19 protein-coding genes and 1 other RNA gene are annotated in these 26,892 nt (G+C 62.4%); 11 read left to right on the top strand and 9 right to left on the bottom strand.

Annotation, left to right across the window (positions count from 1 at the left end):
- Nucleotides 1–63 precede the first annotated feature (63 nt).
- The 3 genes from smc (at nt 64) to ligA (ending at nt 7,071) form a co-directional block, all read left to right on the top strand.
- Nucleotides 64–3,552, top strand: coding sequence for a chromosome segregation protein SMC (gene smc / locus ACT9T4_RS17620; protein ID WP_499118177.1), 3,489 nt, complete (start codon nt 64–66; stop codon nt 3,550–3,552).
- A 225-nt stretch (nt 3,553–3,777) separates the two neighbouring features.
- The gene (gene zipA / locus ACT9T4_RS17615; protein ID WP_042553216.1) at nt 3,778–4,605 is read left to right on the top strand and encodes a cell division protein ZipA; all 828 of its coding nucleotides are present in this window, start codon (nt 3,778–3,780) and stop codon (nt 4,603–4,605) included.
- Nucleotides 4,606–4,704: 99 nt separating this feature from the next.
- A complete protein-coding gene (gene ligA, locus ACT9T4_RS17610) occupies nt 4,705–7,071 on the top strand; it encodes an NAD-dependent DNA ligase LigA (protein WP_042553217.1) in 2,367 nt (788 codons plus the stop codon).
- A gap of 258 nt (nt 7,072–7,329) precedes the next feature.
- Here the strand turns inward: ligA and ACT9T4_RS17605 are convergent, their stop codons facing one another.
- Both ACT9T4_RS17605 and ACT9T4_RS17600 read right to left on the bottom strand, forming a co-directional pair.
- Nucleotides 7,330–9,039: an OPT family oligopeptide transporter gene (locus tag ACT9T4_RS17605; protein WP_042553218.1), complete on the bottom strand. Its 1,710-nt coding sequence runs from the start codon at nt 9,037–9,039 to the stop codon at nt 7,330–7,332.
- A 121-nt stretch (nt 9,040–9,160) separates the two neighbouring features.
- Nucleotides 9,161–9,439, bottom strand: coding sequence for an HU family DNA-binding protein (locus ACT9T4_RS17600; protein WP_013791713.1), 279 nt, complete (start codon nt 9,437–9,439; stop codon nt 9,161–9,163).
- Between the two features lie 290 nt (nt 9,440–9,729).
- Here ACT9T4_RS17600 and ACT9T4_RS17595 point away from each other — a divergent pair, with 290 nt between their 5' ends.
- On the top strand, nt 9,730–11,364 hold the full coding sequence (locus ACT9T4_RS17595; protein ID WP_499118174.1) for a methyl-accepting chemotaxis protein: 1,635 nt from the start codon (nt 9,730–9,732) through the stop codon (nt 11,362–11,364).
- Between the two features lie 101 nt (nt 11,365–11,465).
- Nucleotides 11,466–11,562: signal recognition particle sRNA small type (gene ffs / locus ACT9T4_RS17590), an RNA gene on the top strand.
- A gap of 184 nt (nt 11,563–11,746) precedes the next feature.
- On the opposite strand, the gene ACT9T4_RS17585 is transcribed toward ffs, so the two are convergent.
- The 4 genes from ACT9T4_RS17585 to ACT9T4_RS17570 form a co-directional block, all read right to left on the bottom strand.
- Nucleotides 11,747–13,027: an OprD family porin gene (locus ACT9T4_RS17585; RefSeq protein ID WP_042553220.1), complete on the bottom strand. Its 1,281-nt coding sequence runs from the start codon at nt 13,025–13,027 to the stop codon at nt 11,747–11,749.
- 138 nt (nt 13,028–13,165) lie between these two features.
- Nucleotides 13,166–14,167 carry a tripartite tricarboxylate transporter substrate binding protein gene (locus ACT9T4_RS17580; protein ID WP_042553221.1) on the bottom strand — a complete coding sequence of 334 codons (1,002 nt, stop codon included), beginning with the start codon at nt 14,165–14,167 and terminating at the stop codon, nt 13,166–13,168.
- Between the two features lie 62 nt (nt 14,168–14,229).
- Complete coding sequence (locus ACT9T4_RS17575; protein ID WP_042553222.1) at nt 14,230–15,744, bottom strand: tripartite tricarboxylate transporter permease; 1,515 nt, start codon at nt 15,742–15,744, stop codon at nt 14,230–14,232.
- A gap of 12 nt (nt 15,745–15,756) precedes the next feature.
- Nucleotides 15,757–16,224 carry a tripartite tricarboxylate transporter TctB family protein gene (locus ACT9T4_RS17570; RefSeq protein WP_042553223.1) on the bottom strand — a complete coding sequence of 156 codons (468 nt, stop codon included), beginning with the start codon at nt 16,222–16,224 and terminating at the stop codon, nt 15,757–15,759.
- Between the two features lie 568 nt (nt 16,225–16,792).
- Here ACT9T4_RS17570 and ACT9T4_RS17565 point away from each other — a divergent pair.
- The 4 genes from ACT9T4_RS17565 to ACT9T4_RS17550 all read left to right on the top strand — a co-directional run bounded on the left by ACT9T4_RS17565 (nt 16,793) and on the right by ACT9T4_RS17550 (nt 20,605).
- On the top strand, nt 16,793–17,566 hold the full coding sequence (locus tag ACT9T4_RS17565) for an IclR family transcriptional regulator (protein ID WP_042553225.1): 774 nt from the start codon (nt 16,793–16,795) through the stop codon (nt 17,564–17,566).
- 128 nt (nt 17,567–17,694) lie between these two features.
- Nucleotides 17,695–18,744, top strand: a complete 1,050-nt coding sequence (locus ACT9T4_RS17560) for a Gfo/Idh/MocA family protein (protein ID WP_082045753.1) — start codon at nt 17,695–17,697, stop codon at nt 18,742–18,744.
- Nucleotides 18,745–18,784: 40 nt separating this feature from the next.
- The gene (locus tag ACT9T4_RS17555; RefSeq protein ID WP_499118170.1) at nt 18,785–19,618 is read left to right on the top strand and encodes a sugar phosphate isomerase/epimerase family protein; all 834 of its coding nucleotides are present in this window, start codon (nt 18,785–18,787) and stop codon (nt 19,616–19,618) included.
- A 105-nt stretch (nt 19,619–19,723) separates the two neighbouring features.
- The gene (locus ACT9T4_RS17550; RefSeq protein WP_042553227.1) at nt 19,724–20,605 is read left to right on the top strand and encodes a DMT family transporter; all 882 of its coding nucleotides are present in this window, start codon (nt 19,724–19,726) and stop codon (nt 20,603–20,605) included.
- 84 nt (nt 20,606–20,689) lie between these two features.
- Here the strand turns inward: ACT9T4_RS17550 and ACT9T4_RS17545 are convergent, their stop codons facing one another.
- Nucleotides 20,690–22,066 (bottom strand): MFS transporter, encoded by a 1,377-nt coding sequence (locus ACT9T4_RS17545; protein WP_042553228.1) that lies wholly within the window; start codon nt 22,064–22,066, stop codon nt 20,690–20,692.
- Nucleotides 22,067–22,652: 586 nt separating this feature from the next.
- Between ACT9T4_RS17545 and quiC the strand changes: the two genes are divergently transcribed.
- Entirely contained in the window at nt 22,653–24,560 is a 1,908-nt protein-coding gene (quiC, locus tag ACT9T4_RS17540) for a 3-dehydroshikimate dehydratase QuiC (protein WP_042553229.1), read from the top strand.
- An 88-nt stretch (nt 24,561–24,648) separates the two neighbouring features.
- Nucleotides 24,649–25,320 carry a TetR/AcrR family transcriptional regulator gene (locus tag ACT9T4_RS17535; RefSeq protein ID WP_042553230.1) on the top strand — a complete coding sequence of 224 codons (672 nt, stop codon included), beginning with the start codon at nt 24,649–24,651 and terminating at the stop codon, nt 25,318–25,320.
- Between the two features lie 38 nt (nt 25,321–25,358).
- Here ACT9T4_RS17535 and ACT9T4_RS17530 read toward each other — a convergent pair whose 3' ends face one another.
- Together ACT9T4_RS17530 and aroQ are read right to left on the bottom strand one after the other, a co-directional pair.
- Nucleotides 25,359–26,216, bottom strand: coding sequence for a shikimate dehydrogenase (locus tag ACT9T4_RS17530; RefSeq protein WP_499118167.1), 858 nt, complete (start codon nt 26,214–26,216; stop codon nt 25,359–25,361).
- A 7-nt stretch (nt 26,217–26,223) separates the two neighbouring features.
- Nucleotides 26,224–26,664: a type II 3-dehydroquinate dehydratase gene (gene aroQ, locus ACT9T4_RS17525; RefSeq protein ID WP_042553232.1), complete on the bottom strand. Its 441-nt coding sequence runs from the start codon at nt 26,662–26,664 to the stop codon at nt 26,224–26,226.
- Nucleotides 26,665–26,892 lie beyond the last annotated feature (228 nt).

Below are 26,892 nucleotides of genomic sequence, written 5' to 3'. Positions count from 1 at the left end.
TATGACGCTGTGCGCCATTAACCCATCCACTCGATTCGTTGCCGTGTCGGCGAGCTTCCCTGCATGCGCCTGAAGTCCATCAAGCTGGCGGGCTTCAAGTCCTTCGTCGACCCCACCACGGTGAACTTTCCGAGCAACATGGCGGCGGTGGTCGGGCCCAATGGCTGCGGCAAATCCAACATCATCGATGCCGTGCGCTGGGTGATGGGCGAGAGCTCGGCGAAGAACCTGCGCGGCGAGTCGATGACCGACGTCATCTTCAACGGCTCCAATACCCGCAAGCCGGTGACTCAGGCCAGCATCGAGCTGATCTTCGACAATTCCGACAACACCCTGACCGGCGAGTACGCGGCCTTCGCGGAAATCTCCATCCGCCGTCGGGTAACGCGCGACAGCCAGAACACCTATTTCCTCAACGGCGTGAAATGCCGTCGTCGTGATATCACCGATATTTTCCTCGGGACCGGCCTGGGCCCGCGCAGCTACTCGATCATCGAGCAGGGCATGATCAGCAAGCTGATCGAGGCCAAGCCGGAGGAACTGCGCAATTTCATCGAAGAAGCGGCAGGTATCTCCAAGTACAAGGAGCGCCGGCGGGAAACCGAAAGCCGCATCCGCCGCACCCAGGAAAACCTCGCGCGTCTCGCTGACCTGCGCGAGGAACTGGAACGGCAACTCGAGCGCCTGCACCGCCAGGCCCAGGCCGCCGAGAAGTATCAGGAATACAAGGCCGAGGAGCGCCAGCTCAAGGCGCAGCTGACCGCATTGCGCTGGCAGGCGCTGAACGAGCAGGTTGGCCAGCGCGAAGCGGTGATCGGCAACCAGGAAATCGGTTTCGAGGCGCTGGTTGCCGAACAGCGCAACGCCGATGCCAGCATCGAGCGCCTGCGCGACGGTCACCATGAGCTGTCCGAACGTTTCAACCTGGTGCAAGGGCGCTTCTATTCGGTGGGCGGTGACATCGCCCGCGTTGAGCAGAGCATCCAGCACGGCCAGCAGCGCCTGCGCCAGTTGCAGGACGATCTGCGCGAGGCCGAGCGGGCGCGCCTGGAAACCGAATCGCACCTGGGCCATGACCGCACCTTGCTGGCGACCCTGGGCGAGGAGCTGGCCATGCTCGAGCCGGAGCAGGAACTCACCGCTGCCGCCGCCGAAGAGTCCGCTGCGGCTCTGGAGGAGGCTGAAACCGGCATGCACGGCTGGCAGGAGCAGTGGGACGGCTTCAATCAGCGCAGCGCCGAGCCCCGTCGTCAGGCGGAAGTGCAGCAGTCGCGCATTCAGCAGCTGGAGCACAGCCTGGAGCGCCTCAGCGAGCGCCAGCGCCGCCTGGTCGACGAGCTGCAGCAGTTGGCAGCTGATCCCGAGGATGCCGCGATCATCGAACTGGGCGAGCAGATCGCCGTTGGTGAGCTGGATCTGGAGCAACTGCAGGAGCAGGAAGCCGAGCAGGCAGAGCGGCTGCAGCAACTGCGCGAGGATCTTCAGCAGGCCGGCCAGGCTCAGCAGCAGGCGCAGGGTGAACTGCAGCGCCTGAGTGGCCGTCTGGCTTCTCTGGAGGCCCTGCAACAGGCTGCGCTCGATCCCGGCACCGGTGCGGCAGAATGGTTGCGCGAGCACGGCCTGGACAAGCGCCCGCGTCTGGCCGAAGGGCTGCGTGTGGAGACCGGCTGGGAATTGGCGGTGGAAACCGTACTTGGCGCCGATCTGCAGGCCGTGCTGCAAGATGATTTCAGCGGCCTGGACTTTTCCTCCCTCGAGCAGGGCGAGCTGCGCCTGGTGTCGACCGGCAGCGATGGCCAGCGCATTGCCGGCAGCCTGCTGGACAAGATCGAATCACCGGTCGACCTGGCTCCCTGGCTGGGGCGTGTGCGCCCGGTCGAGAGTCTCGAGCAGGCCTTGGCCGAGCGCGCCGGGCTGGCCTCTGGTGAAAGCCTGGTCAGCCGCGACGGTTACTGGGTCGGCCGGCATTTTCTGCGCGTACGGCGTGCCAGCGAGGCGCAGAGCGGCGTGCTCGCCCGTGGCCAGGAGCTGGAAAGCCTGGGCCTGGAACGCGAAGAGCGTGAGGCCGCACTGGCGCTGCTCGACGAGCGCCTGCAGGGCTTGCGTGAGCGTCAGCGCCATGAAGAAGAATTGCGCGAGCAGCAGCGTCGTCAGTTGCAGGATCAGGCGCGGCGCCTCGGCGAGCTGAAGGCACGTCTGTCCGCTGGCCAGGCCAAGGCCGAGCAGTTGCTGCTACGTCGTCAGCGTATCGAGGCCGAGCAGCAGGAGTTGGGCGAGCAGCGTGCGCTGGAAACCGAACAGCTCGGCGAATCGCGCCTGTATTTGCAGGATGCGCTGGATAGCATGGCCCTCGACAACGACCAGCGGGAAAGCCTGCTGGCCAGTCGCGACGCCTTGCGCGAGCGGCTCGATCGGGTGCGTCAGGACGCCCGCCAGCACAAGGACCACGCCCACCAGTTGGCGGTACGCCTGGGCTCGCTGCGCGCCCAGCACGATTCCACGCGCCAGGCGCTGGAGCGCCTCGAGCTGCAGTCCGAGCGCCTGCATGAAAAACGCGAGCAGCTGGATCTGAATCTGGAAGAGGGTGCCGCTCCGCTAGAAGAGTTGCGCCTGAAGCTCGAAGAGTTGCTCGAGCGACGCATGGGGGTCGAAGAGGAGTTGCGCCTGGCGCGCCTGGCTCTGGAGGATGCCGACCGCGAACTGCGTGATGCCGAGAAGCGCCGCACCCAGGCCGAGCAGCAAGCGCAGTTGCTGCGCGGCCAACTGGAGCAGCAGCGTCTGGAGTGGCAATCGCTGAACGTGCGCCGCAAGGCCCTGCAGGATCAGTTGCAGGAAGACGGCTACGACCTGCATGGGGTGCTCGCCACGCTGCCCGAGGGTGCGAGCGAGAACGCCTGGGAGCAGACGCTGGAGCAGATGGCGGCACGCATCCAGCGTCTTGGCGCGATCAACCTGGCGGCCATCGAGGAGTACCAGCAGCAATCCGAGCGCAAGCGCTATCTGGACGCTCAGGACGCCGACCTGGTCGAAGCGCTGGATACCCTGGAAAATGTCATCCGCAAGATCGACCGGGAAACCCGCAACCGTTTCAAGGAAACCTTCGACCAGATCAACGCCGGGTTGCAGGCGCTGTTCCCGAAAGTTTTCGGCGGCGGCAGCGCATATTTGGAACTCACCGGCGAAGATCTACTCGATACCGGGGTGACCATCATGGCGCGTCCGCCGGGCAAGAAGAACAGCACCATCCATTTGCTGTCCGGCGGCGAGAAGGCACTGACGGCGCTGGCGCTGGTATTTTCGATCTTTCAGCTCAATCCGGCCCCGTTCTGCATGCTCGACGAGGTGGACGCGCCGCTCGACGATGCCAACGTCGGGCGGTACGCGCGGCTGGTCAAGGAGATGTCGGCGACCGTGCAGTTCATCTACATCACCCACAACAAGATCGCCATGGAAATGGCCGATCAACTGATGGGGGTGACCATGCACGAGCCCGGTTGTTCGCGATTGGTGGCGGTGGATGTCGAGGAGGCATTGGCGATGGTTGACAGCTGATGCGTGGTTACACAGATTCTGTTGCGTAAAAACTGGCTGGAGTGGCGGTTTTACAGCGTTTTGCCGGTGTAAAGTTGCCTTTCGTCGTGCTAGCTTAACGCCCACTTTTGTTGCACGTGGGAAAACGCCATTCAGAACATGGAGTTGGCGCCACGTTTCAAGGTCATCGATACGGGCCAGGACGCCTTTTTTAATCAATTTTTGCTTTAGGGGTCAGGACATTTCATGGAATTCGGTCTACGCGAGTGGCTGATCATCATCGGCATCATCGTCATCGCCGGCATCCTCTTCGACGGGTGGCGGCGGATGCGCGGTGGCAAGGGCAAGCTCAAGTTCCGGCTGGATCGCAGCGTGTCGAACCTGCCGGATGACGAAGGGGATCCCGACGTGCTCAGCCCGCCACGGGTGATCGAGCGCAATCACGAGCCATCGCTGGACGAGGACGATCTGCCGTCGCTGAGCGCGCGGGACGTCAACAGCCGTCGTCGCGGCGAGCCGCGTCAGGGTGACCTGGACCTGGTCGCCGACGAGCCGGTGCCCATGCTGCTGACTCCAGTCGAAGACGAAGACACGGGCCGCGACAGCCTGTCCGCCAAGTCCGTCAACAAGGATCAGGCGCCGGTAGACGAAGTGCTGGTGATCAATGTCATCGCCCGCGACGAGCAGGGCTTCAAAGGGCCAGCATTGCTGCAGAACATTCTGGAAAGTGGCCTGCGTTTCGGCGAAATGGACATCTTCCACCGTCACGAAAGCATGGCTGGCAACGGCGAGGTGCTGTTCTCCATGGCCAACGCACTGAAACCCGGTACGTTCGATCTGGACGACATCGAAGGTTTCAGCACCCGAGCGGTGAGCTTCTTCCTTGGCCTGCCAGGCCCGCGCCATCCCAAGCAGGCCTTCGACGTGATGGTCGCCGCGGCGCGCAAGCTGGCTCACGAGCTCAACGGTGAGCTGAAAGACGATCAGCGCAGCGTACTCACTGCACAAACCATCGAACACTACCGTCAGCGTATCGTCGAATATGAACGCCGACTGTTGACCCAGAAGCGCTAAGCAGCCACTGCAAGCTGCGAGCCCCAAGCTACAAGCCGCGCGCTTGGCTTGGGGTTTTTCATTTCTGTGTTGCCGTCGTACCTTGTCGAGAACTACCCCATGAAAGACTCCGCCCAACGCATCCTCGAACTGCGCACCGAACTGGATGTGCACAACTACCGCTATTACGTGCTCGACGAGCCGAGCGTGCCGGATGCCGAGTACGATCGACTGTTCCGCGAGCTGCAAGCGCTCGAAACCGAGCACCCGGAGCTGGTGACACCCGATTCGCCAACCCAGCGGGTGGGTGGCGAGGCGCTCAGCGCCTTCGGTGAAGTGCGTCATGAGGTGCCAATGCTCAGCCTTGGCAACGCCTTCGAAGAAGATGACCTGCGCGCGTTCGACCGCAGTGTGCAGAGCGGTCTCGGTTTGCAGGGCGGCGATCTGTTCGGTGGTGGTGTGGACGTCGAATACAGCTGCGAGCCCAAGCTCGACGGCCTGGCGGTGAGCCTGCTGTATCGCGATGGCAAGCTGGTGCGTGGTGCTACCCGGGGGGACGGCACCACCGGTGAAGACATCAGCGTCAACGTGCGCACCATCCGCAATGTTCCGCTCAAGTTGCAGGGCAGCGGCTGGCCGGATGTGCTGGAAGTGCGGGGGGAAGTGTTCATGTCCCGCGCCGGTTTCGAGCGGCTCAATGCCAGCCAGGCCGAGATCGGTGGCAAGACCTTCGCCAACCCTCGCAACGCGGCGGCTGGCAGCCTGCGTCAGCTGGACTCGAAGATCACCGCCAGCCGTCCGCTGGAGTTCTGCTGCTATGGGCTCGGCCAGCACAGCGCCGAACCGGCTACCACCCAGGTCGGCATGCTGCAACGTCTGAAGAGCTGGGGCATTCCCATCAGCCCCGAGTTGAAACTGGCCAAAGGTGTCGAAGACTGCCTGGCCTATTACCGCGATATCGGCGAGCGGCGCATGGGCCTGGCCTATGACATCGACGGCGTGGTGTTCAAGGTCAACAACATCGAGGACCAGCAGCAACTGGGCTTTCGCGCACGCACGCCGCACTGGGCCATCGCTCACAAGTTTCCCGCCATGGAAGAGCTGACCGAGTTGCTCGACGTGGAATTCCAGGTTGGCCGCACCGGTGCCGTGACGCCCGTCGCCCGTCTCAAGCCGGTCAAGGTGGCCGGGGTGACGGTGTCCAACGCGACGCTGCACAACATGGATGAGGTAGCGCGCCTCGGCGTGATGATCGGCGACACCGTGATCATCCGCCGCGCGGGGGACGTGATCCCGCAGGTCATGCAGGTCGTCACTGATCGTCGTCCCGAGGACGCCCGCCCGGTCGCCGTGCCTGAGCAATGCCCCGTGTGTGGCTCGGCGGTGGAGCGTACCCAGTTGATCAAGCGCAGCAAGGGCCGCGAAACGGTCAGCGAGGGCGCGGTGTATCGCTGCGTCGGGCGCCTGGCCTGCGCGGCTCAGCTCAAGCAGGCGATCATTCATTTCGTTTCGCGTCGCGCCATGGACATCGAAGGCCTGGGCGAGAAAAGCGTCGAGCAATTGGTGGACGAAGGCCTGGTAGGCTCGCCCGCCGATCTCTACACCCTGCAGTTCGAACAGATCGTCGGCCTCGAAGGCTTCGCGGAGGTCTCCAGCCGCAAGCTGCTCGATGCCATTGCCGACAGTAAGCGACCCGCCCTGGCACGCTTCATCTATGCGCTGGGCATTCCCGATGTCGGCGAGGAGACGGCCAAGGTGCTGGCGCGTTCCCTGGGCTCTCTGGAGCGGGTTACCCAGGCGCTACCCGAGGTGCTGACCTACCTGCCTGATGTCGGTCTGGAGGTCGCCCACGAGATTCACAGCTTCTTCGAGGACGCGCACAACCAGACCGTCATCGAGCACCTTCTCGAGCGTGGCCTGGAACTGCAGGATCAGGGCGAGCTGTCCGCCGAGTTCGCGGCCAGCACGACACTGGGCGGGCTGCTCGACAAGCTGAACATCCCCTTCGTTGCAGTGACCGGCGCGAAGAACCTGGCGGAGCGCTTCAAGAGCCTCGACGGCGTGATCGCTGCCGACTGGCTCGACCTGAGTGCCATGAAAGGGCTCAACGAAAAGGCCAAGCAATCGGTGCGGGAGTTCTTCTCCAACGCTGAAAATGTCGAGCGGGCACGGGCCATCGAAGCGCAACTGCGTGATTTTGGCATGCACTGGGAATGCGAGAAAAAGGTGGTCGAAGGCCTGCCGCTGGCCGGTCAGACCTGGGTGCTCACCGGCAGCCTGGAAGTGATGAGCCGCGATATCGCCAAGGACAAGCTCGAAGCCCTGGGCGCCAAGGTCGCCGGCTCGGTATCGGCGAAGACCACCTGCGTGGTCGCCGGCCCCGGCGCCGGCTCGAAGCTGGCCAAGGCTAACGAGCTGAACGTTGCCGTGCTCGATGAGCAGACCTTCATCGCCAGGTTGGCGGATTACGGCATCGGCACCGAGTAAGGGCTTCATGCCCCGTAGGAGCCACGACCCCCGCGGCGAATGACTCGGGCAATCTCGATAGCGAGATATATCCGCCATTCGCCCCGGGGGCGGAGCTCCTGCAAACGCGCTGCATGGCGCCGCGACCGTGTAGGAGCCGGCGTGCCGGCGAATGGCGGGCATGCCTCGGTTCTGCGTGATGAGCGCAATCGTTCTGGCCCGCAGCGGGCTCCTACGGTGTATGGCTTGTTTGCGAGCCGGCTCGCCCGGTATCGAGCCTCAGCCGCCCGCGAACATCATCCAGAACGATGTGCCAACACCGACGACGCTTTCCCCGGCCACCAAGCCTGCCGCTGCGGCGATGGTGAAGCGCTCGCCCAAGCTCCGCCAGCGGGACTGGATTACCCAGGCGAGCAGGGCGCCCAGCGCCATCATCAGCGAGATGGAGGCGGGGATGATGAACGCCAGACCGAATGCCGCCGAGCTCGGCAGCAGGCGGGCGAAGGTCGATTGCACGGGCAGGCTGGCTTCCAGGATGCCGAACAGCACGCCGCTGAGTGCGCCGACCAGCATGGCCCAGCGGACGCTACTGTCGATCGAATCCAGGCCATAGCCCAGCACTTCGGCCACCGCTTTCCAGGTGGCCACGGCCGGGGCGGGCCATTGCTCGGTAATCAGCATGGCCTGGGGGTCGGGAATCAGAATCTGATAGACCAGCACGCCGACGATGCTGCCGACGAAGATGCCCAGGCACTGGGCGACCAACTGGTTGTAGGGCTTGGCACCGATGGCATGGCCGACCCGGAAGTCATTGAGCAGATCGGTGCATTGCCCGGCAGCCCCTCCCGCGGTGTTGGCGGCCATCAGGTTGACCCCAACCTGCCCGGGAGCGATGAGGCCGAAGGTCAGCTGGGACAACTGGCCCGTGGCGCCAATCGGTGGAATACCCGTGGCGCCTACCACCCGCGCCGCCATGCAGGCGAGCGCGACCGCCAGCGGGACGCTGAGCAGAGCCATCAGCGGGTCGATATCGAACAGCAGCACCTGCAGGATGACCACCAGTAGCGATGCCAGCCCGAGCATGGCCAAAGGCAGCGTTGCCGGTGCGTGCCTGTTGCGATCGGGCGTCGCCTTGGCCAGGCGGCGGCTGACCCGGTAACGCACCGCCAGGGAAGTGAGCGTGGCGCACACCAGCAATGTCACGCCGGGCCACAGCAGCCACTCCACCAACGGGCCGAATTGCGGGCCGCTGGCGTCTGCTGCAATCGGCACCAGGCCGCTGCCGAGCAGCCAGGGTGCCAGCCCTCCCCAGGCGATCAGTGCCCCGAGTAGCAGGGAAAGGCCGACGCGAATACCGATGATCCCGCCAAAACCGATCAGCAGAGGAGAGGGGTCGAGACTGAAGGTGAGCCGCTCGAGACTCGCCGAGGGCGACCAGCGCGGCAGTGCCAGGAGGGTATCGGTCCACTTGACCAGGCCGCCGAGCAGGGCTGCCGCGCCCAGCACGTAGAGACGCTGCAGTGCGTCACGGCCGTGGTTGTAGACCTGCTGCATGGTTTCCAGCGTGGCGACCGCCTCGGGAAAGCGCAACCGCGTGTCCTCGACCATGCTGCGGCGCAGGTACCAGGCCACCCAGATACCCAGAAAGCTCACCGAGAACACCCAGGCCACCAACGGCAGGGTCGGCAGTTGCTGGCCGGTCAGCAGGGTATAGGCCGGTATCGGAGCGACCAAGCCACCGGAGATGATCGAGGCGGCAGCCGATGCCGTGGTCTGATTGATGTTGCTTTCGCGCATGCTCCAGGCGGTGCCCAGGCGCCAGCGCACCAGGCTCTGCCAGATCCCGTAACTGACCAGCAGGGCGATGATCGACATGTTGAACGACCAGCCGATCTTCAGGCCGGAATAGATATTCGATGGCGTCAGCAAGGCGCCGAGCAGCACACCTGAAAACAGTGCGCGGAAGGTGAGTTCGCGGTCGGCGGGCATGGCGAACCTGCATCTGACGGATGTCGTCGTTTGAGGCGACAGGTCGGCTTGGGTTCAGTCTTATCGAGAGGGGCGTGCAGCGGGGATGCAGCGGGGCGCCTGGCGACGCCCCGCCGATGGATCAGTTGACCGCGTCGGTCAGGGCCTTGGCCGGTACGAATTTCACTACTTTCTTGGCTGCGATTTCGATGGCTTTGCCAGTCTGCGGGTTGCGACCGGTGCGGGCCGGGCGCTCGCTGACCTTCAGTTTGCCGATACCTGGCAGGGTGATTTCACCACCATTTTCCAAGGCGTCGCTGACGATCTCGCTGAGTTGGTCGAGCGCCGCACGGACGGTGGTCTTCGGCGTGTCGATGGCTTCTGCGATGTCACCGATCAATTGGTCTTTGGTAATGGCCATGTGGTTGCTCCTTGGGGATGAAAAGGTGTGGCATCGATTGATGCCCGTGAAACATAGGTAATCGACCAGCCCGTGGGCCTGGCCGATCAGGCCTCATTGTGACCCACCTGCTCTCGGTAAATTCCCGTGGCAGTGCTCAATTACGGGCATCGGCCGCAGTTTTTCCATTTATCCGGCCTTTCCCGAAGAGCGAGGACGATGATGGCTGTGTGCCTGCGCATGATGACGGATTGCGGCTATGCTGCTGGAAACGAGGTGCCAGAACCATTCACAGGTGTTCGGGGGTTGCCATGCCGCGCTTGCTCGCTGATCTCGGGTTTCGTTCGAAGATCGCTCTGCCGATCGTCTTTCTGGCTCTGTTGCTGTTGCTGATGGGCGCACTGGGCATGTGGGGCATTGCTCAGGTGGTCGACTCCAGCAATCGCCTGACGCACCGCTACCTGCCGGGTGTCAGCCTACTGCTCAACGCCGATCGTGACCTCTACCAGGCGCTGGTCGCCGAACGCAGTCTGCTGGGCGAGGTCTCCGTGGAGCATGTCGCTGACCTTCGCAAGTCACAGGTGGACAACGTCAAGCAGGCCGCCGACCGGGTCAAGGCCTATGCGCAGATGCAGCCAGGCGACGAGGCGCTGCGATTGGTCGCGGACTTCGAGCGCGCCTTCTCCAGCTGGGAGCGCACCGCCGCGCAAGTCGTGCAACTGGCTGCTACCGATCCCGCTGCCGCGTCGCGCCTCAGTTTCGGTGACGGCGAGGCGCAGTTCGATGCCATGCGTGATGTGATCGACAAGCTCGGTGAGCTGGAGGATAAGGCCGCCAACGGGCTGGGCGTTGCCGCCATTGCCCATGGTGAGCGCCTGGCCTGGCAGCAGGGTGCGGTGGTGGTTTGTGGCCTGCTGGTCTGCCTGTTGCTGATCCTCGGATTTCCTGCGCTGGTGACCCGACCGCTGCATCGGCTGCTTACCCGTATCGAGCAACTGGCCGATGGTGATGGTGATCTTCGGGTGCGCCTGGAGGTGACCTCACGTGATGAACTGGGGCGCCTGAGTCAGGCGTTCAACCGCTTTCTCGACAAACTGCAGCCGCTGATCAGCGAGGTGGGCCGTGTTACCGGTGAAGTCGCGAGCTCCGCGCAGAGCCTGGCTGGAATGGCGAGTGCCAATGACCGGCTGATCAACAGCGAACATGCGGCGGTGGATCAGGTCAGCACGGCAGCTACCGAGATGAGCGCAGCGGTCCATGAGGTGGCGCGCAGTGCTCAGGGGGCCGCTGACGCGGTACGCAATGCAGAAACCCAGTCCCGTGACGGCGCGCGGGTGGTCGGGGCGACCATCCAGTCGATTCGGCAACTGGCGCTCGAGGTGGAAAGTGCCTCGGACAGCATCCAGTCGCTCGAGCAGGACGCAGGCAAGATCGGTGAGGTGTTGGCGGTGATCCGTGGCATCGCCGAACAGACCAACCTGCTGGCCCTCAATGCCGCCATCGAAGCGGCGCGTGCCGGCGAGCAGGGTCGCGGCTTCGCGGTGGTTGCTGACGAGGTTCGGGCCCTGGCCGCTCGTACCCAGGAGTCCACCAAGGACATTCAGGACATGATTCAGCGTTTGCAGGGCGGTGTGCAGAATGCCGTCAAAGCCACCCACGCAGGCAGCGTCAAGGCGCGCGAAAGCGTTGAACAGGCTGCCGGTGTCGATCAGGCACTGAGCGATACCGGCGATTCGCTGCAGCGCATCAACGACATGGCCGCACAGATCGCCACGGCCTGCGAGGAGCAGAGCAGCGTTACCGAAGAAATCGCCCGCAACATCAGCGATATTCGCGAGCTTTCCAACGAGGCGGCGCACACCTCGCAACAGAGCACTGCGGCCAGCCAGCGCCTGTCGGAGCTGTCCACCGACCTCGCCCGGCTGGTGGGACGCTTTCGAGTCTGATGGCTCAGGTGCACGCTAAGTGCTTGAAGCAGTTGTAAGTTCGGCGTAAGCCGGTACAATGGCGCCGGCTCACTGCAAGGTGAGCAGCGTTATGGTGGCCCTGCCGGTCCCCCCGCAACGATTACCCGTGAACCTGGTCAGATCCGGAAGGAAGCAGCCACAGCGGGAACATTGTGTGCCGGGGTGTGGCTGGTAGGGTCGCCTCCATTCCAAGGCCCACTCGGGTCGTATCTTCGCCTTTTTTCTCGACGCTCGGCACATGCCGCAGCGGCGTTTTCGTGTGTCCGTCACTTCGATCTCCATGCACCAGCAGCCGCGGCAGCCAAAAAAAGCCCGTCACGAAGACGGGCTGAAGGGTGACACTGGATGAGTGGTGTAAGCGTTACAGGATCGACAGCGGATAGTTGAAGATCAGGCGGTTCTCGTGGAGATCCTGGCCGACGTCACGGCGTACGTCGGAGTTACGCCAGCGCACGCTGAGGTTCTTCAGGGTGCCGTCCTGAATGGTATAGGCCAGCTCGGATTCGCGGCCCCACTCTTCGCCATCCTTGCGGCCGTCGGCGGTGTGGATGCTGTCACCGCTGACATAGCGGTTCATCAGGGTCAGGCCCGGGATGCCAACACCCGCGAAGTTGAAGTCATGGCGTACCTGCCAGGAGCGCTCGTTCGGGGCGTCATAGCTGTTGGTGAAACCGTCGTTGACCAGGGTGCCGCCGCTGGTGCCGTCGACGCGCATGAACTTGGTGGAACCGTTGAGCTTCTGGTACGCCACGGTAAAGGTGTTGCTGCCGGTCTTCGCGGAGAAACTGCCCTGATAGACCTTGTTGTCCAGGCGGCCGGCTTTGGCCGCACCTTCGTCCTTGCCGTCGATGTAGCCGAGGTTGGCACCGAGAACCCAGTCACCTACCGGCTGGCTATGGGTCAGTTGCAGGTAGCTCTGTTGGTAGATGTCTTCCAGACGCGCGTGCCAGACACCGACCATGGTGTTGTTGCCGTTGAACTTGAATTCACCGCCACCGAAGTTGAAATCATCGCCTTTGATGTTGTTGTAGGTGAGGTCTTCGCGGCTGGCGTCGTTACGCTGGCTGTTCTTCCAGAACTGACCGCCGTAAAGGGTCAGGCCATCGATTTCGCTGGAGGTCAGCTGCGCACCCTGGAAGGTTTGCGGCAGGGAGCGACCGTCGTCCGCACGTAGGATCGGCAACACGGCGAACCATTCACCGACCTTCAGCTCGGTCTTCGACAGGCGGGCCTTGGCAGCCACGGCGGTGCGGCCGAAGTCGTCAGCGGCCTGGCCGTCACCATGGATCGGCATCAGCTGGGTGTTGGCGGCACCGCGATTACCGTCCAGCTTGATGCTGTACAGGCCCAGTACGTCGAGACCTACGCCGATGGTGCCGGCGGTGTAGCCGGAGCGGGCATCGAGAATGAAGCTCTGGGTCCAGCCTTCGGCCTGACCCTGACGCTCGCCGCGGATTACCGGGTCGGTGCCGTTGAGGTAGTTGCGGTTGAAGTAGTAGTTGCGCAGGCCGAGGCTGACCTTGGCATCTTCAACGAAGCCTTCGGCGTGGGCGCTCATTGGCAGGGCCAGGGAAACACCCAGCGCCAGCAGCGAGGGGGCCAGCAACAAGGGGCTGCGCACAGCGGTTGCGATCAGAGTCATGACTGTTTTTCCTGTTATCAGGACGCACTTGTCCTGCCGCCTGGGCGGAATTGTTTTCTGTCATCGATTGTTTGGAGATCGCCTGTGCAGGCGCTCCGGTGCTGCAAGGCTGGGCAGGTTGCCTGCCCAGCCAATCCATCAAGGTTGCGCAATACCGACGCTGTCAGGCGAGATTTCGATGGCCTTGGCCTTGTACATCGACCAGGCGGTAACCGACTGCCAGCGCTTGAGGAACTGCTCGGCCTCGGCGCCGTTGAGGTTCAGGCTCTGCGCACCGTAGTTCTTCAGGAAGCCCTGGAACTCTTCATTGGCAACGGCCTTGGCATAGGCTTCGACCAGTTTCTGCTTGATGTCGTCCGGCGTGTCCTTGTGCACGAAGGCGCCCCAGAACGGGCCCCACGGCAGGTACTCGCCAATGTCCGGCAGGGCTTTGGTGATCGGTTCAACGCCTGGCAGTTCGGGCACCTCTTCGGCAGCCAGTACGGCCAGCGCCTTGAGTTTGCCGGAGCGCACCAGTTCCTGGGCGGCGGCCAGGCTCAGTGGCATGAAGTCGATGTGCTTGCCCATCAGCGCGGTGATGCCAGGACCGTCGCCACCGAAGGTCACTTCACGGACCTTCAACTCACCAACGGCGTTGACCATGGCATGTACGGTGCTTGGCAGGCCGCCGGCGCCGGTGGAACCCATGCGCAGGGTGTCCGGTTTTTCCTTGGCCGCAGCCAGCAGGTCGGCCATGGAGTTGAACGGGCTGTCGGCGTTGGTGGCGATCACCACGACGTTCTGGCCAATGATGTTGACTGGGTAGAAGTCGCTGTAGTCGAACTTGGCCAGGCCCAGTACCGGGTACAGCTGCGGGTTTTCGGCGCCCAGCAGCAGGGTGTAGCCGGTGGGTTTCTGCTGCAGCACGTAGCTGCTGCCGATCACCGCTGTGCCACCGGGACGGTTGTTGAGGATCAGCTTGGTGCCCAGTTCCTTCTCGACATAGGGCGCCAGGCTGCGCATCACGTTGTCGGTGGCGCCGCCGGCACCCCAGGGAATCACCGCCTGAATGCTGCGCTCCGGATAATCGGCGTGGGCGGGCAGGGCGAGCGTCAGGGCACTAAGGGAAAATGCGACGCCGGTAAGTAGTTGCTTGAGCATGTGGGAGACTCTCCATTGGTTGTTTTTATATATCCGTTTCCGGGCATGCGTGACGCGGTGTATCAAGGTTGAACCGATGCGGCCTTGCGCTTGCGCTTGAGCCAGCCGAACAGTGGGGTGTTGCTCAGTAGTACCAGCACCAGGGCGCTGGAAAGAATCAGCGACAGCGGACTGCTGACCATTTCGCCCAGCAGCTCGACGGGGTTGTCGCCGACCGACGCCATGGCCTGGCGGTAGGAGCTGTCCATCAGCGGGCCGAGAATGACGCCGAGAATGATCGGCCCCATCTGGAAGCCGAAGGCCTTTAGGAAATAGCCGAGCAGGCCGAAGCCAAGCATCCAGTACACCTCGGTCATGCTGCTGTTCAGCGAGTAGGAACCGACGGTGCAAAGCACGAGAATCAGGGGGATCAGCACGGCCTTGGGCAGTTCCACGACCTTGGCGAACAACTTGATGCCCATCAGACCGAAGATCAGCAGGAAGATGTTGGCCAGTGCCAGGTTGCCGACGGTGAACCAGAAGATGTGCGGGTTCTCCACCATTAGCATCGGGCCGGGGTTGAGACCGTGGATGACCAGCGCGCCGATGATCACCGCAGTGACCGCGTCGCCTGGCATGCCCAGTGTCAGCATCGGCACGTAGGCGCTACCCACCGCGGCGCTGTTGGCGGTTTCCGGTGCCACCAGGCCCTCGTAGGCGCCCTCGCCGAAGGGCCGGGTCGGGTTCTTGACCGTACGCTTGGCATGGTCGTAGGCGAGCAGGGCAGCGATCTCGCCGCCGACCCCCGGCAGCACGCCAACCAGTACGCCGATCACCGAGGTGCGCAGCGACAGCGGCAGGAACTTGATCACCATCGCCAGCGACGGGATGATCTTGTCGACCTTCTGTTTCACCGCCTGGGTGCTGAGGTTGTGAAGCTGGAAGAGGGCCTCCGCCACGCCGAACAGGCCGATCATCACCACCACGTAGTGGATGCCGCCCATCAACTCCATCTGGCCCATGGTGAAGCGTCCTTCGGCGGTGACCGGGTCCATGCCGACCATGCCGATGACCGCACCCAGCGCGACCGCGAAGATGCCCTTGGCGAGACTGCCGTCGGCCAGACTGCCGACCAGCATCAGGCCGATGGCGGCGATCAGGAAGTAATCGCGTGGGGCGAATTTCAGTGCCAGGTCACCCAGAATCGGCGCGGCGCAGGCCAGGACCACGGTGCCGACCAGCCCACCGATTACCGACATCACCGTGCTCAGGCCAATCGCCCGGCCCGCCTCGCCCAGCTTCGCCAGCGGGTAGCCGTCGAACGAGGTGGCCACGGAGGATGGCCCACCGGGAATGTTCAGCAGAATCGCGCTACGTGCGCCGCCGTAAACGCCACCGATGAAGATGCCGACGATCAGCGCCAGGGCGTCGTTCACATCCCAGGAGAAGGTGAAGGACACCAGGATGGACACCGCCATGGTCACCGAAAGACCGGGAATGGCGCCGATGTAGATGCCGGCGAAGGTGCCGAGCGCCGTGAGCATCAGGAGGTTGGGATCCATCCAGGCCATCAGCAGGTAAGAAAAGGTATCGCTCATGGAAGTCTCGTCTCAGGGCAGGTAGACGCTGAACGCCAGGGTGAACAGAAGATAGATGGCCAGCACCGAGATGCCGCTGGCGAGCAGTGCCGAGAGCACCTTGCCGCGCCGCAGGTAGACGATGGAGAGCATCAGGAACACGAAGGTGCTGACGTAGAAGCTTGCCCACTGGATCACTGCCAGATAAGCCACGCAAAGCAGGGTGAAAACGACGATGTGGCGGGGGAAATGCGCGTGACTGAAACGTTTCGCCGACGCTACCCAGCCTTCTCCGTGGGTGGGTTTGCCGCGCATTTCGTAGAGCACGCGCAAGGCGGCGATCAGCAGTACCGTGCTGGCGCCAAGGGGAAAGGCGCCCGGCGAGCTGATCGAGGAGAAGCCGGAAATCAGGTAGGCCTGATAGAGCACGGCGATACTGAAAATCACCAGCAGCACGCAGAATGTGCGCTCACCCACCGGTATTTTTTTCGATGTAGTCATAGGTCACTCCAGAAGCAGTCCATGCTGCCCACGTTGGGGACGTACCTCGATCAGGTACGCGCGTCGTCATGACGGTGCCGCACGGCGTCTGCCCGTGAAGGCATGGCGGGCGCGAGCAGGCAGATAGCGGCGGGAGAGAGCGATGACCAGTCTTCGCTGGGGGAACTGGCGAGGGCGCGGATGGCCCGGAGGGTCATCTGCTTTGCGCGGGCAAAGGCAATGTGGAGCTGTGGCATGGATGGCGACCTTTTTATATTTATAGGTTCAGCTGCAGAGCTTTTTCCGAAGTTCGCAGGCTTGGAGTGCGGAAACCTCGATGAACATGGATCGAATACTGTGCGGTGATCCCGAGTAATTCAATTCGTCAGACGTGTTCTCGTTCGGTAACCGAACAAGAACGAACCAGTTAGTACAAATTCAGCGTTTCGATTATGGCCCGTGTTGCGCGGCTCGGCCAACCCCTGAACCTGTATGAGGGCATTACCAGCCCCCGAGGCGAATTTGCGGTGGTTCCGCATGCACGAGATTGTCTTTTAGAATCGCGCAACAATTATCGAGAGGCAGGACCATGGCCGGTAGCCAGATAGAAAGGGCGTTGAACCTGCTGGAGAGCCTGGCGGGCGCCGGTGACGTGCCGATGCAGACGCTGGCCGAGCAGTTGCAGATTCCCAAGAGCGCCACTCACCGCATGCTCAGCGAACTGGTCCGTCTGGGCTACGTGCGCCAGGACGCGCACAGCAGCCGCTATCGGTTGTCGACCAAGCTGGTTGCCGTGGGTTTCCGCTACCTGGCCAGCAACGGCGCGGACATCGTGCAGCCGGTTCTCGACCGCCTGGCTCGGGAAAGTGGCGAGCTGGTGCGCCTGGGCGTGATCGAGGGCGAACGGCAGACCTGGATCGCCAAATCCCAGGGCGCTCGCTCCGGTCTGCGCTATGACCCGGACATGGGGCGTGATGCACCGCTGCGCTATACGGCCTCTGGCCACGCCTGGCTGGCGAGCTTGAGCGATCAGGAGGCGCTGGCGCTGGTGGCAAGCCAGCAGATAGCCGAGAGCGATGAGTTCGGGCCCAATGCCCCCCACGATGATCAGCAGTTGCGCGCCTACCTTCGCCAGGCCAGGGCCAGGGGTTATGCCGCTGTGGTAGAGACATCCTCGGTCGGCACCTGTGCCTTGGCCGCGGTGATCACCCATCCTCGCCACGGCGGTGTCATCGGTGTGCTGAGCATTGCCGGACCGAGCGCGCGCATGCCGGCCGAGCGTATGGAGGAACTGGCCCCTTGCCTGATCGAATCCGCTGCGGAGCTTTCCGCCGCCAGCCAGGCGTCAGGCCTGTTCGTTTGAGCATTCAGCGATAGCGTTCGATTAACGCCCGGTGAATGAGACCGTGATTGATTAATTGTGGAACCGAGTTCTAAATTATTTCGGTGGGCGTCAGGCTTGCCCAAAATAATCAGAAAAGGACTCGCGTATTGAAACCGCCATTGCGCATTGCTCTGATCGGCGCCGGCATCATGGGCCGGCAACATCTCCATCATCTGCGCCAACTGCCCGAGGCGGTTCTCTGCGCGATCGTCGACCCTGGGCCCCAGGCGGCGCAGTTGGCGGAGGAATTCGAGGTACCTTGTTTCAGCGACCTGCAAACCCTGTTCGACAGGCGTCTGGCCCAGGCGGTGATCGTCGCCAATCCCAACGCGGCCCACGTGCCGACCGCCTTGCGCTGCATTGACGCCGGTTTGCCAGTGCTGCTGGAAAAACCGGTCGGCGTCCATCTGGACGAGGTGCGTGAGTTGGTGGCGGCCGTCGAGCGTAGCGGCGTACCGGTTCTGGTCGGCCATCATCGCCGCCACAATCCGTTGATCAGCAAAGCCCGCCAGTTGTTGCAGGACGGTGCGCTGGGGCGTCTGACCACGGTGACGGCACTGTGGCAGTTGCAGAAACCGGACAGCTACTACGAGGTCGCCTGGCGCCGCGAGCCCGGTGCGGGAATGCTGCTGACCAACCTGATCCACGACCTCGATCTGTTGCGCCATCTCTGTGGTGAGGTGGAGCAGGTGCAGGCCATTACCAGCAGCGCGGTGCGTGGTTTCGCCAATGAAGACAGCGCGGCGGTGATCCTGCGCTTCGCCAATGGCGCGCTGGGTAGCCTGACCGGCTCCGATGCAGTGGCTGCGCCGTGGAGCTGGGAGCTCACCGCAGGCGAAAATCCGGTTTACCCGCGGCAGCCTGATCAGCCGTGCTATCTGCTCGCAGGGACTGCTGGAGCACTGAGCATCCCGCAGCTCAAGCATTGGTCATATGCCACTCCCGGCGCGGGCTGGCACGAACCGTTGGAGGTTCGGAATCAGCTTTTCGACGTCGACGAGGCGCTACGTCGACAACTGGCGCATTTCATTGCCGTTGCCCGCCGTGAGGAGCCACCGTTGGTGAGCGCTGCCGATGCCGGTCGCACCCTGGCGCTTTACGAAGCCATCTGCCGGGCCGCTTGCGATGCCAGTGCCTGCACGCCCGAACGCTTCTGAGCGCTTTTCAGATCATGCGGTGCGCCGCCGAGGAACGTCCATGAACAGCAACGAACGCATCCTTTCCCTGGCCAGCCTTACCGTCCTGGAGCTGTCTCCGCCGCAGATGGTCGAGGTGGCCGCGCGCACCGGATACAGCCATGTCGGGCTGCGCTTGATCCCGGCGACCGAGGAGGAACATCACTTCCCGCTGATCGCCGACCTCGAGCTGCGCAGGCAGACCCTCAAGCGCCTGCGTGATACCGGTATGCGGGTGCTGGATATCGAGATTCTGCGCTTGAAGCCGCAAACTCGTTGCAGCGATTTCGAGGCGGTGCTCGAAGCCGGTGGCGAGTTCGGCGCGAGCGAGGTTCTGGTGGCGGGCAACGACCCCGACGAAGCACGGTTGACCGACAACTTCGCCGAGCTGTGCGACCGTGCAGCGCCCTACGGCCTGCACCCCCATCTGGAGTTCATGCCCTGGACGGACGTCGCCAACCTGCAACAGGCCGTGCGCATCATGCAGCACGCCGGGCGTGCCAATGGCTGCGTGCTGGTAGACGCCTTTCATTTCGACCGTTCGGCCTCGCGCCTGGACGATCTGCAGCGAGTGGAACCATCGCGCCTGCGTTATGCCCAACTGTGCGATGTAGCCGGCCCGCGGCCCGATGACATGGCGGAAATTCTGCGCCAGGCACGTCATGAGCGACGCTTTCCCGGTGAAGGTGATTGTGACTTGGCAGGGCTGTTGCGCTGTCTACCGGCCACTGTTCCCTTGAGTCTGGAAATTCCTACCCGGCATTTGCTGGAGCAGGGCGTCAGTGCCGAGCGGCGGGCCAGGGCTGCTATCGACAAGACGCGGGCGTTGCTGGCACGGCTGCACGGCAACCCGTAGTCCATACTAGAGCGGCGCCGCTACAGGCTGTTGATCAGATCAGGCTGAGCTAATAGTTAGTCAGCTACCGAATATGATGATGTCTGCTGAATCACGAGAGTTCGCATGAGTACCCCGAGTTCGCTGTCAGGCGTCAACCATCCGCTCAAGGGCATCGGCCTGGTGGTGTTGGCGACCTTTCTGTTCGCCAGCCATGACGCGCTGTCGAAATACATGTCCGGCATCTATCCGGTGATCATGGTGGTCTGGGCGCGCTATGTCGTGCACACACTGCTGATGGCCGGCATCTTCCTGCCGCAATCCGGCCTGCGTGTGCTGCGCAGCAAGCGTCCTGGCCTGCAGGCGCTGCGGGCAATCTGTCTATTGGGCTGCAGCCTGTTCTTCACCACCGGGTTGCTGTACATCCCGTTGGCCGAGGCGACGGCGGTCAACTTTCTCGCTCCGCTGTTGGTCACCGCGCTTTCGGTGCCGCTGCTCAATGAACGGGTCACTCGTGGCCAGTGGGCTGCGGTGCTGGTCGGCTTCTGTGGCGTGCTGATCATCGTCCACCCGGGGGGCGAACTGTTTACACCAGCGATTTTGCTGCCGCTCTGTTCGGCGACCTGTTTCGCGGCCTATCAGTTGCTGACGCGCATGGTCAGCCAGTACGACACACCGACCACCAGCAACTTTTTCACCGGTCTGCTCAACACCCTGATAATGAGCTGCCTGGTGCCGTTCTTCTGGCAATTGCCGGAATGGCGGCATTTACCACTGATGCTGGCGCTCGGGGCCTGTGGCATGTTCGCTCATCTCATGCTGACCAAGGCCTTTCGTCACGCAGCCCCGGCACTGCTCGCGCCGTTCGGCTACTGTCAGATCGTCTTCGCGGGTCTGCTGGGCCTGGTGATTTTTGGTCATGATCCGGAGACCAGCGCCAAGGTCGGGATCGCCATCATTTGCCTGAGCGGCCTGGCCGCCGCCTACCAACAGCGCCGCAAGCGCTGATCGGACGGTGCCGCTGGTATTCGGGTACCCATGAAATGAAAGAAGGCCCTTACGGGCCTTCTTGTTTTGCACGGGTCAGTCGACTCAGTGGTTGTTGTCGTTGAAGCTGTTCTTGCGTGCAGCTTCGTACTCGTCCTTGTCCATCGGCTTGGCACCCGGCTTGCCCAGATCGGCCATCGGGATCCGATGGGTTTCCGGGGCGATGAAGGCGGCGATGGCGCACAGGCAGGTGATGCCGAATGCCAGGCTACCGATCAGCAGCGGAATGTTGTCCGAACCGGGCGGTGCGAGCAGGGCGAACACCGCTGGCAGCATGGCGGTCAGCATGGTGCCGATGTTCTGGGCGATGGCCATGGCCGACACGCGGTAGCGAGTCTGGAACAGCTCCGGGTAGAAGCTTGGGAATACCGCGTTGTAGCCCTGATACACCACGCCCCACATGAGCAGCGACATGACGAATGCCAGCGGCACGTTGCTGATGCTGATGGCGTACAGGTAGCCGAAGGCCAGCAGGCCCGAGCCCAGTGCGCCAGTCATGATGGTCGGACGGCGGCCGATCTTGTCGGAGAGGTTGCCGACGAAGGGGATGACCAGCACCGCGACGATGTTGCCTACCACCGGGATCCACAGATACACGCTCTTGTCGAAGCCGATCCCATAGGCAGGTTGCACTGCGTAAGCCGCGCCAAAAATGGTGGCCACTACGGGGATGACGTTCATCAGCGACATGACCATGACCAGGAACATGGTTCTCCAGCTGGTGCTGAACGCTTCGGAGATCGGCGACTTGGCAATCTTCTGCTTGTTCTCTTCGTTGACGAAGGCCGGGGTTTCATGGACTTCGCGGCGGATGATGAAGCCTGCCAGCAGTACAAAGGCGCTGAGCAGGAACGGGATACGCCAGCCCCAGTCGTTGAAGGCCTCGGTCGGCATGAAGTAAGCCAGCGGCAGGAAGACGGCAGCGGCAAGTACCTGGCCAGCCTGTACACCCTGCAGGGTGAAGCTGGCATAGAAACCTCGTCGTCCGAAAGGCGCATGTTCGAGGATCATCGAACTGGCCCCCGAGATTTCACCGGCAACGGCAAACCCCTGGATCAGACGCAGTACCACCAGCATGGCCGGAGCCAGGAAGCCGATGTCGTGGTAGGTCGGCAGCAGGCCTACGGCCATGGTCGAAATGCCCATCAGGAACATGCACAGCAGCAGCACGTTCTTGCGGCCACGGGTATCACCCCAGTGACCCAGGACGAAGGCACCGACCGGGCGCGCCAGGTAACCCACGCCATAAGTGGCCAGTGAGGCGACGATGGCCATTTTCGGGTCGGTGTTGGGGAAGAAGATCTGCGGGAAGATCAGTGCCGCCGCCTGGGCGTAGATGAAAAAGTCGTAATACTCCAGAGCGGAGCCGACCCAGCCGCTGGCAGTAGCTTTCTTGGCTTGTGAACGTGAGGGGTTAGCCATCATTGTCTCCGTTATTTTTAGAGCCCTGAACGAGTCAGCAGCATGTGTTCGAGTCGAGCGCCGGCATGCGCGGACCGGCCCTTTTGGGGCGTCAGGTCAATCACTGTCGGGTTTGATCGAGCGGAGCTTCGCGAGTCAGGGTAGGGCGCGCGGAGTCGCAACTGACCGGGTTGGGGTCAGAAAGCGTACGAATGGTATGCGGGTATTCGGGGACTGGGAAGTGAGCATGGTATGTACTCGTTTTCTTGAAATTGTTATGGACCGTGCTAGGCCGTCTGTGGGTCTGACCTTCGAGGCATCAGTTGTCCGCAGTGGGGACCATGGTCAGGGAGAAATGAGAGCTTGGTCAATTCGATAAACGGCCTTATGTTCGATAAACGCACAGAATACTAACCGGTTCGTACACTTTGAATTGCCGCCTCCCGCGTGCGCGCGAATAATCGCCGCAGCCCCCGAGAAATCGAGCTGCTGGCTGATTGAACGGCTGTCAGGCAATGGTCCGAAGACCTTGTCGACTACGCTTGCTGGAGCTTGGCCGAGGTCATCATGCGATCCGCAGAGATCGTTATCTACAAGGAGCTGAAGTATGCATCGCTCGATTGCCACCGTCTCCCTGAGCGGAACCCTGCCGGAAAAACTCGAAGCCGTGGCGGCTGCGGGTTTCGATGGTGTGGAGATATTCGAGAACGACCTGCTGTACTACGCGGGTAGCCCGCGCGACATTCGCAAGATGTGCGCCGATCTGGGCATCGCCATTACGCTGTTCCAGCCATTTCGCGATTTCGAAGGCTGCCGTCGGGATCGCCTGCAGCGCAACCTCGACCGCGCCGAGCGCAAGTTCGATCTGATGCAGGAGCTCGGTACCGATCTGGTGCTGGTCTGCAGCAACGTTGCGGCCGACTCGCTCGGCGATGAAGACATCCTGGTCGACGATCTGCGTCTGCTGGGCGAGCGTGCTGGTGCACGGGGCCTGCGTATCGGTTACGAGGCACTGGCCTGGGGGCGCCACGTCAATACCTACCAGCAGGTGTGGAATCTGGTGCGCCAGGCGGACCACCCTGCGGTCGGCGTCATTCTCGACAGCTTCCACACCCTGTCGCTGAAAGGTGACCCTGCGGCGATCGCCGATATCCCCGGCGACAAGATCTTCTTCGTGCAGATGGCCGATGCGCCGATCCTGGCGATGGACGTGCTGGAGTGGAGTCGCCATTTCCGTTGCTTCCCCGGCCAGGGTGAATTCGACCTGCCGGGCTTTCTCGCGCCGATCATTCGCACCGGCTACAACGGGCCGCTGTCTCTGGAAATCTTCAACGACGGTTTCCGCGCGGCGCCGCCGCGTGCCAACGCGGTGGATGGGCTGCGCTCGCTGCTGTATCTGGAGGAGAAAACCCGTCAGCTTCTGGCAGCCGACGCACAGGCACCGAATCTCGACATGCTGTTCTCCACGCCGCCAGCCAGTCGCTATCACGGCGTCGAGTTCCTGGAGTTCGCGGTCGACGAAGCGGCGGGTGCCAAGCTGTCGGGGTGGCTCGAGCGACTGGGCTTCGCCAGGGCCGGTGAACACCGTTCCAAGGACGTCAGTCTGCTGCGCCAGGGCGACATCAACATCGTCCTCAATGCCGAACCGTATTCCTTCGCCCACGGGTTCTTCGAAGCTCATGGCCCATCGCTGTGTGCCACGGCCCTGAAGGTCAAGGATGGTGCTTCGGCGCTGCAGCGCGCTCGGGATTACCGCGGGCATCCTTATCGCGGGTTGGTCGGGCCGAACGAGCGGGAAATTCCGGCGATGCGTGCTCCCGATGGCAGTCTGATCTATCTGGTCGACGAAGCCGAGGCGGGGCAGAGCATCTACGACACCGATTTCAAGCTCGACCCGAGTGCGGTGCAAACCGGTAGCCTGCAGCGCATCGACCATATGGCACTGGCACTGCCAGCCGACAACCTGGACAGCTGGGTGCTGTTCTACAAGAGTCTGCTGGACTTCGAAGCCGATGACGAAGTGGTCTTGCCCGATCCTTACGGCCTGGTGAAAAGTCGTGCACTGCGTAGCCGTTGCAGCTCGGTGCGCCTGCCGCTGAACATTTCCGAGAACCGCAACACGGCCATCGCTCATGCACTTTCCAGCTATCGCGGTTCGGGCGTGCATCACATCGCGTTCTCCTGCGAAGACATCTTCAAGGAGGTGGCGCGGGCCAAGGAGGCCGGCGTTCCCCTGCTGGACATACCGCTCAATTACTACGACGATCTGGCCGCACGTTTCGATTTCGACGACGAGTTCCTCAGTGAACTGGCCTACTACAACGTGCTCTACGATCGTGACGCTCAGGGTGGTGAGTTGTTCCACGTGTACACCGAGGCATTCGAGGAGCGCTTCTTCTTCGAAATCATTCAGCGCAAGAATGGCTATGTCGGCTATGGAGCCGCCAACGTCGCCGTCCGCCTAGCGGCGATGGCCAAATCGCGCAGCGGTGCCGTGCGTCAGGCGAAGCTCTGACCTGCATGTTCCAGCGGGTATCGGCTATAGCCATACCCGCCCTCAGGGTGCAGGATGAACAATAAGAAAGGCCATGATGAGTACCTCTATGACCGTTACCCTTGAGCCTGCGGCCGAAGAACTGGCCACGGCGACCCGCAAGCCGCGCAAGAACAACCCGGAAAAGACCCGGGAGAACATCCTGCAGGCCGCCATCACCGAGTTCGTACAGCAGGGCCTGTCAGGTGCGCGCGTCGACGCCATCGCCGAACGCACCGCAACGTCCAAACGCATGATCTACTACTACTTTGGCAGCAAGGAGCAGCTATACGTCGAAGTGCTCTGCAAGCTGTATGGCGATATCCGCAGCACGGAACGACGCCTGCATCTCGATGAGCTGTCGCCACCGGATGCGATTCGCCGGTTGGTCGAGTTCACCTTCGATCACCATGATCGCAATTCGGACTTCGTACGCATCGTCAGCATCGAGAACATTCACTACGGCGAGTACGTCAAGCAGTCACCGGAAATCCGCCGGATGAGCAACGTGGTGCTGTTGACGCTGGGCGAAACGCTCAAGCGTGGAGAGAAGGAGGGCGTGTTTCGCGAAGGGCTGGATACCCTGGACGTGCACATGCTGATCAGCTCGTTCTGCTTCTATCGGGTATCCAACCGGCATACGTTCGGGGAAATCTTCCAGATCGATCTGCCGGACGAGCAGGTCAAGCTTCGCCACAAGCGCATGATTTGCGAAGCGGTGCTGCGCTACGTCACTCGCTGAGCTCAGGCCGACCACCACCGATGGCCGGCCTGCAACCATCAACTGTTCATGCTGTGGAAGTGATCGAGCATGCGTTGCGCGTCCGCCTCAACGCCACTGAACAGCTCGAATGCTTTCACCGCCTGGAATACTGCCATGTTGCCGCCGTCCAGCGTCCTGCAGCCAATGGCCCTGGCTTCACGGAGCAGCTCCGTTTCCAACGGGAAGTAGACGATCTCCGCGACCCACAGCGCCGGGCGCAACAGCGCCTTGGGAATCGGCATGCCCGGTAGCTTGGCCATGCCCATGGGGGTGGTGTTGACCAGGCCGTCGGCGTTTGCCACTGCCGCGGCCAGATCGCTGCCAGCCTGAGCGCGTGATGAGCCGAAGTGCTTGTTGAGATTGTCGGCCAGCGCCTGCGCCCGTTCGAGCTCCACGTCGAAAATGGTCAGTTGCCCGACGCCTTCACTCAATAGAGCGTGAGCCACTGCCGCGCCTGCGCCGCCTGCGCCCATCTGTACGACCTGGGCGCGCTCCACGTCTCCGAGGCCGCGTCGGAAACCTTCCGAAAAACCAAGGCAGTCAGTGTTGTGGCCGATTCGTTTGCCATCTTTGAAGACAACGGTATTCACCGCGCCAATTCCCCGGGCCTCGTCGGACAGTTCGTCGAGCAGGGGAATGATCGCCTGCTTGCACGGGAAGGTGATGTTGAGCCCGGTAAAACTCATGCGCTCGGCTGCGATCAGCAGATCGGGGAGGGCGCTGCTGTCGAGGCGCAATTGATCCAGATCGATCAGCCTATATAAGTAGCGAATGCCCTGCGCATCACCTTCGTGTTCATGCATGGCGGGTGTACGGGATGCCTGGATGCCTGCACCGATGAGGCCGGCGAGGATGCTCGGTGTATGGGTGGTCATGGGTGCATCATCCTTTAATGAGTTGGCTGAAGTGTTGCAGCGCTGCGCGATAGCCGCCGCTACCCAGTCCGCAGATCACACCGAGCGCGATCGGTGATACGAAGGAGTGATGGCGGAAGGCTTCACGTTTGTGCACGTTGGAGAGATGCACCTCTATTACCGGCAGCTCGCTGGCGACCAATGCATCGCGGATGGCAACCGACGTGTGGGTCCAGGCTGCAGGATTGATCACGATACCTGCGCAGCGTCCGCGCGCCTTGTGAATCCAGTCGATGAGTTCGGCTTCGTGGTTGGTTTGGCGGAACTCTGTGGCCAGGCCGAGGGGTTCGGCTGTCTCGGCGCAAAGGCGGGATATGTCGGCCAGAGTTTCGTGCCCATAGGTTTCGGGTTCACGGGTGCCGAGCATGTTCAGGTTCGGGCCGTTGAGGATAAGGACGATGGGAGCCATGCTGCTTCCTGTTGTTATTGTCGGATAGCTGAATAAAGCTGCATTCAAAATGTACCAACCAGTTAATTTGGTCAATCGTGCGGCGAAAAGGACCAGGACAAAGCGTTCGATTATCGCGCTTTGGACAAAAGCGTAGAAAAGCGCAAATAACCCCTTGACCTGATTTCGTGGGGGCCTATAATGCGCACCACTTCCGGCGCGGTCTGATCTGAAAACTCCTTATTAAAC

It is taken from the genome of Pseudomonas sp. SZ40, assembly GCF_052958135.1.
The sequence above is the reverse complement of the archived record's forward strand: the minus strand, read 5'-3'. Positions and strand labels throughout refer to the sequence as shown.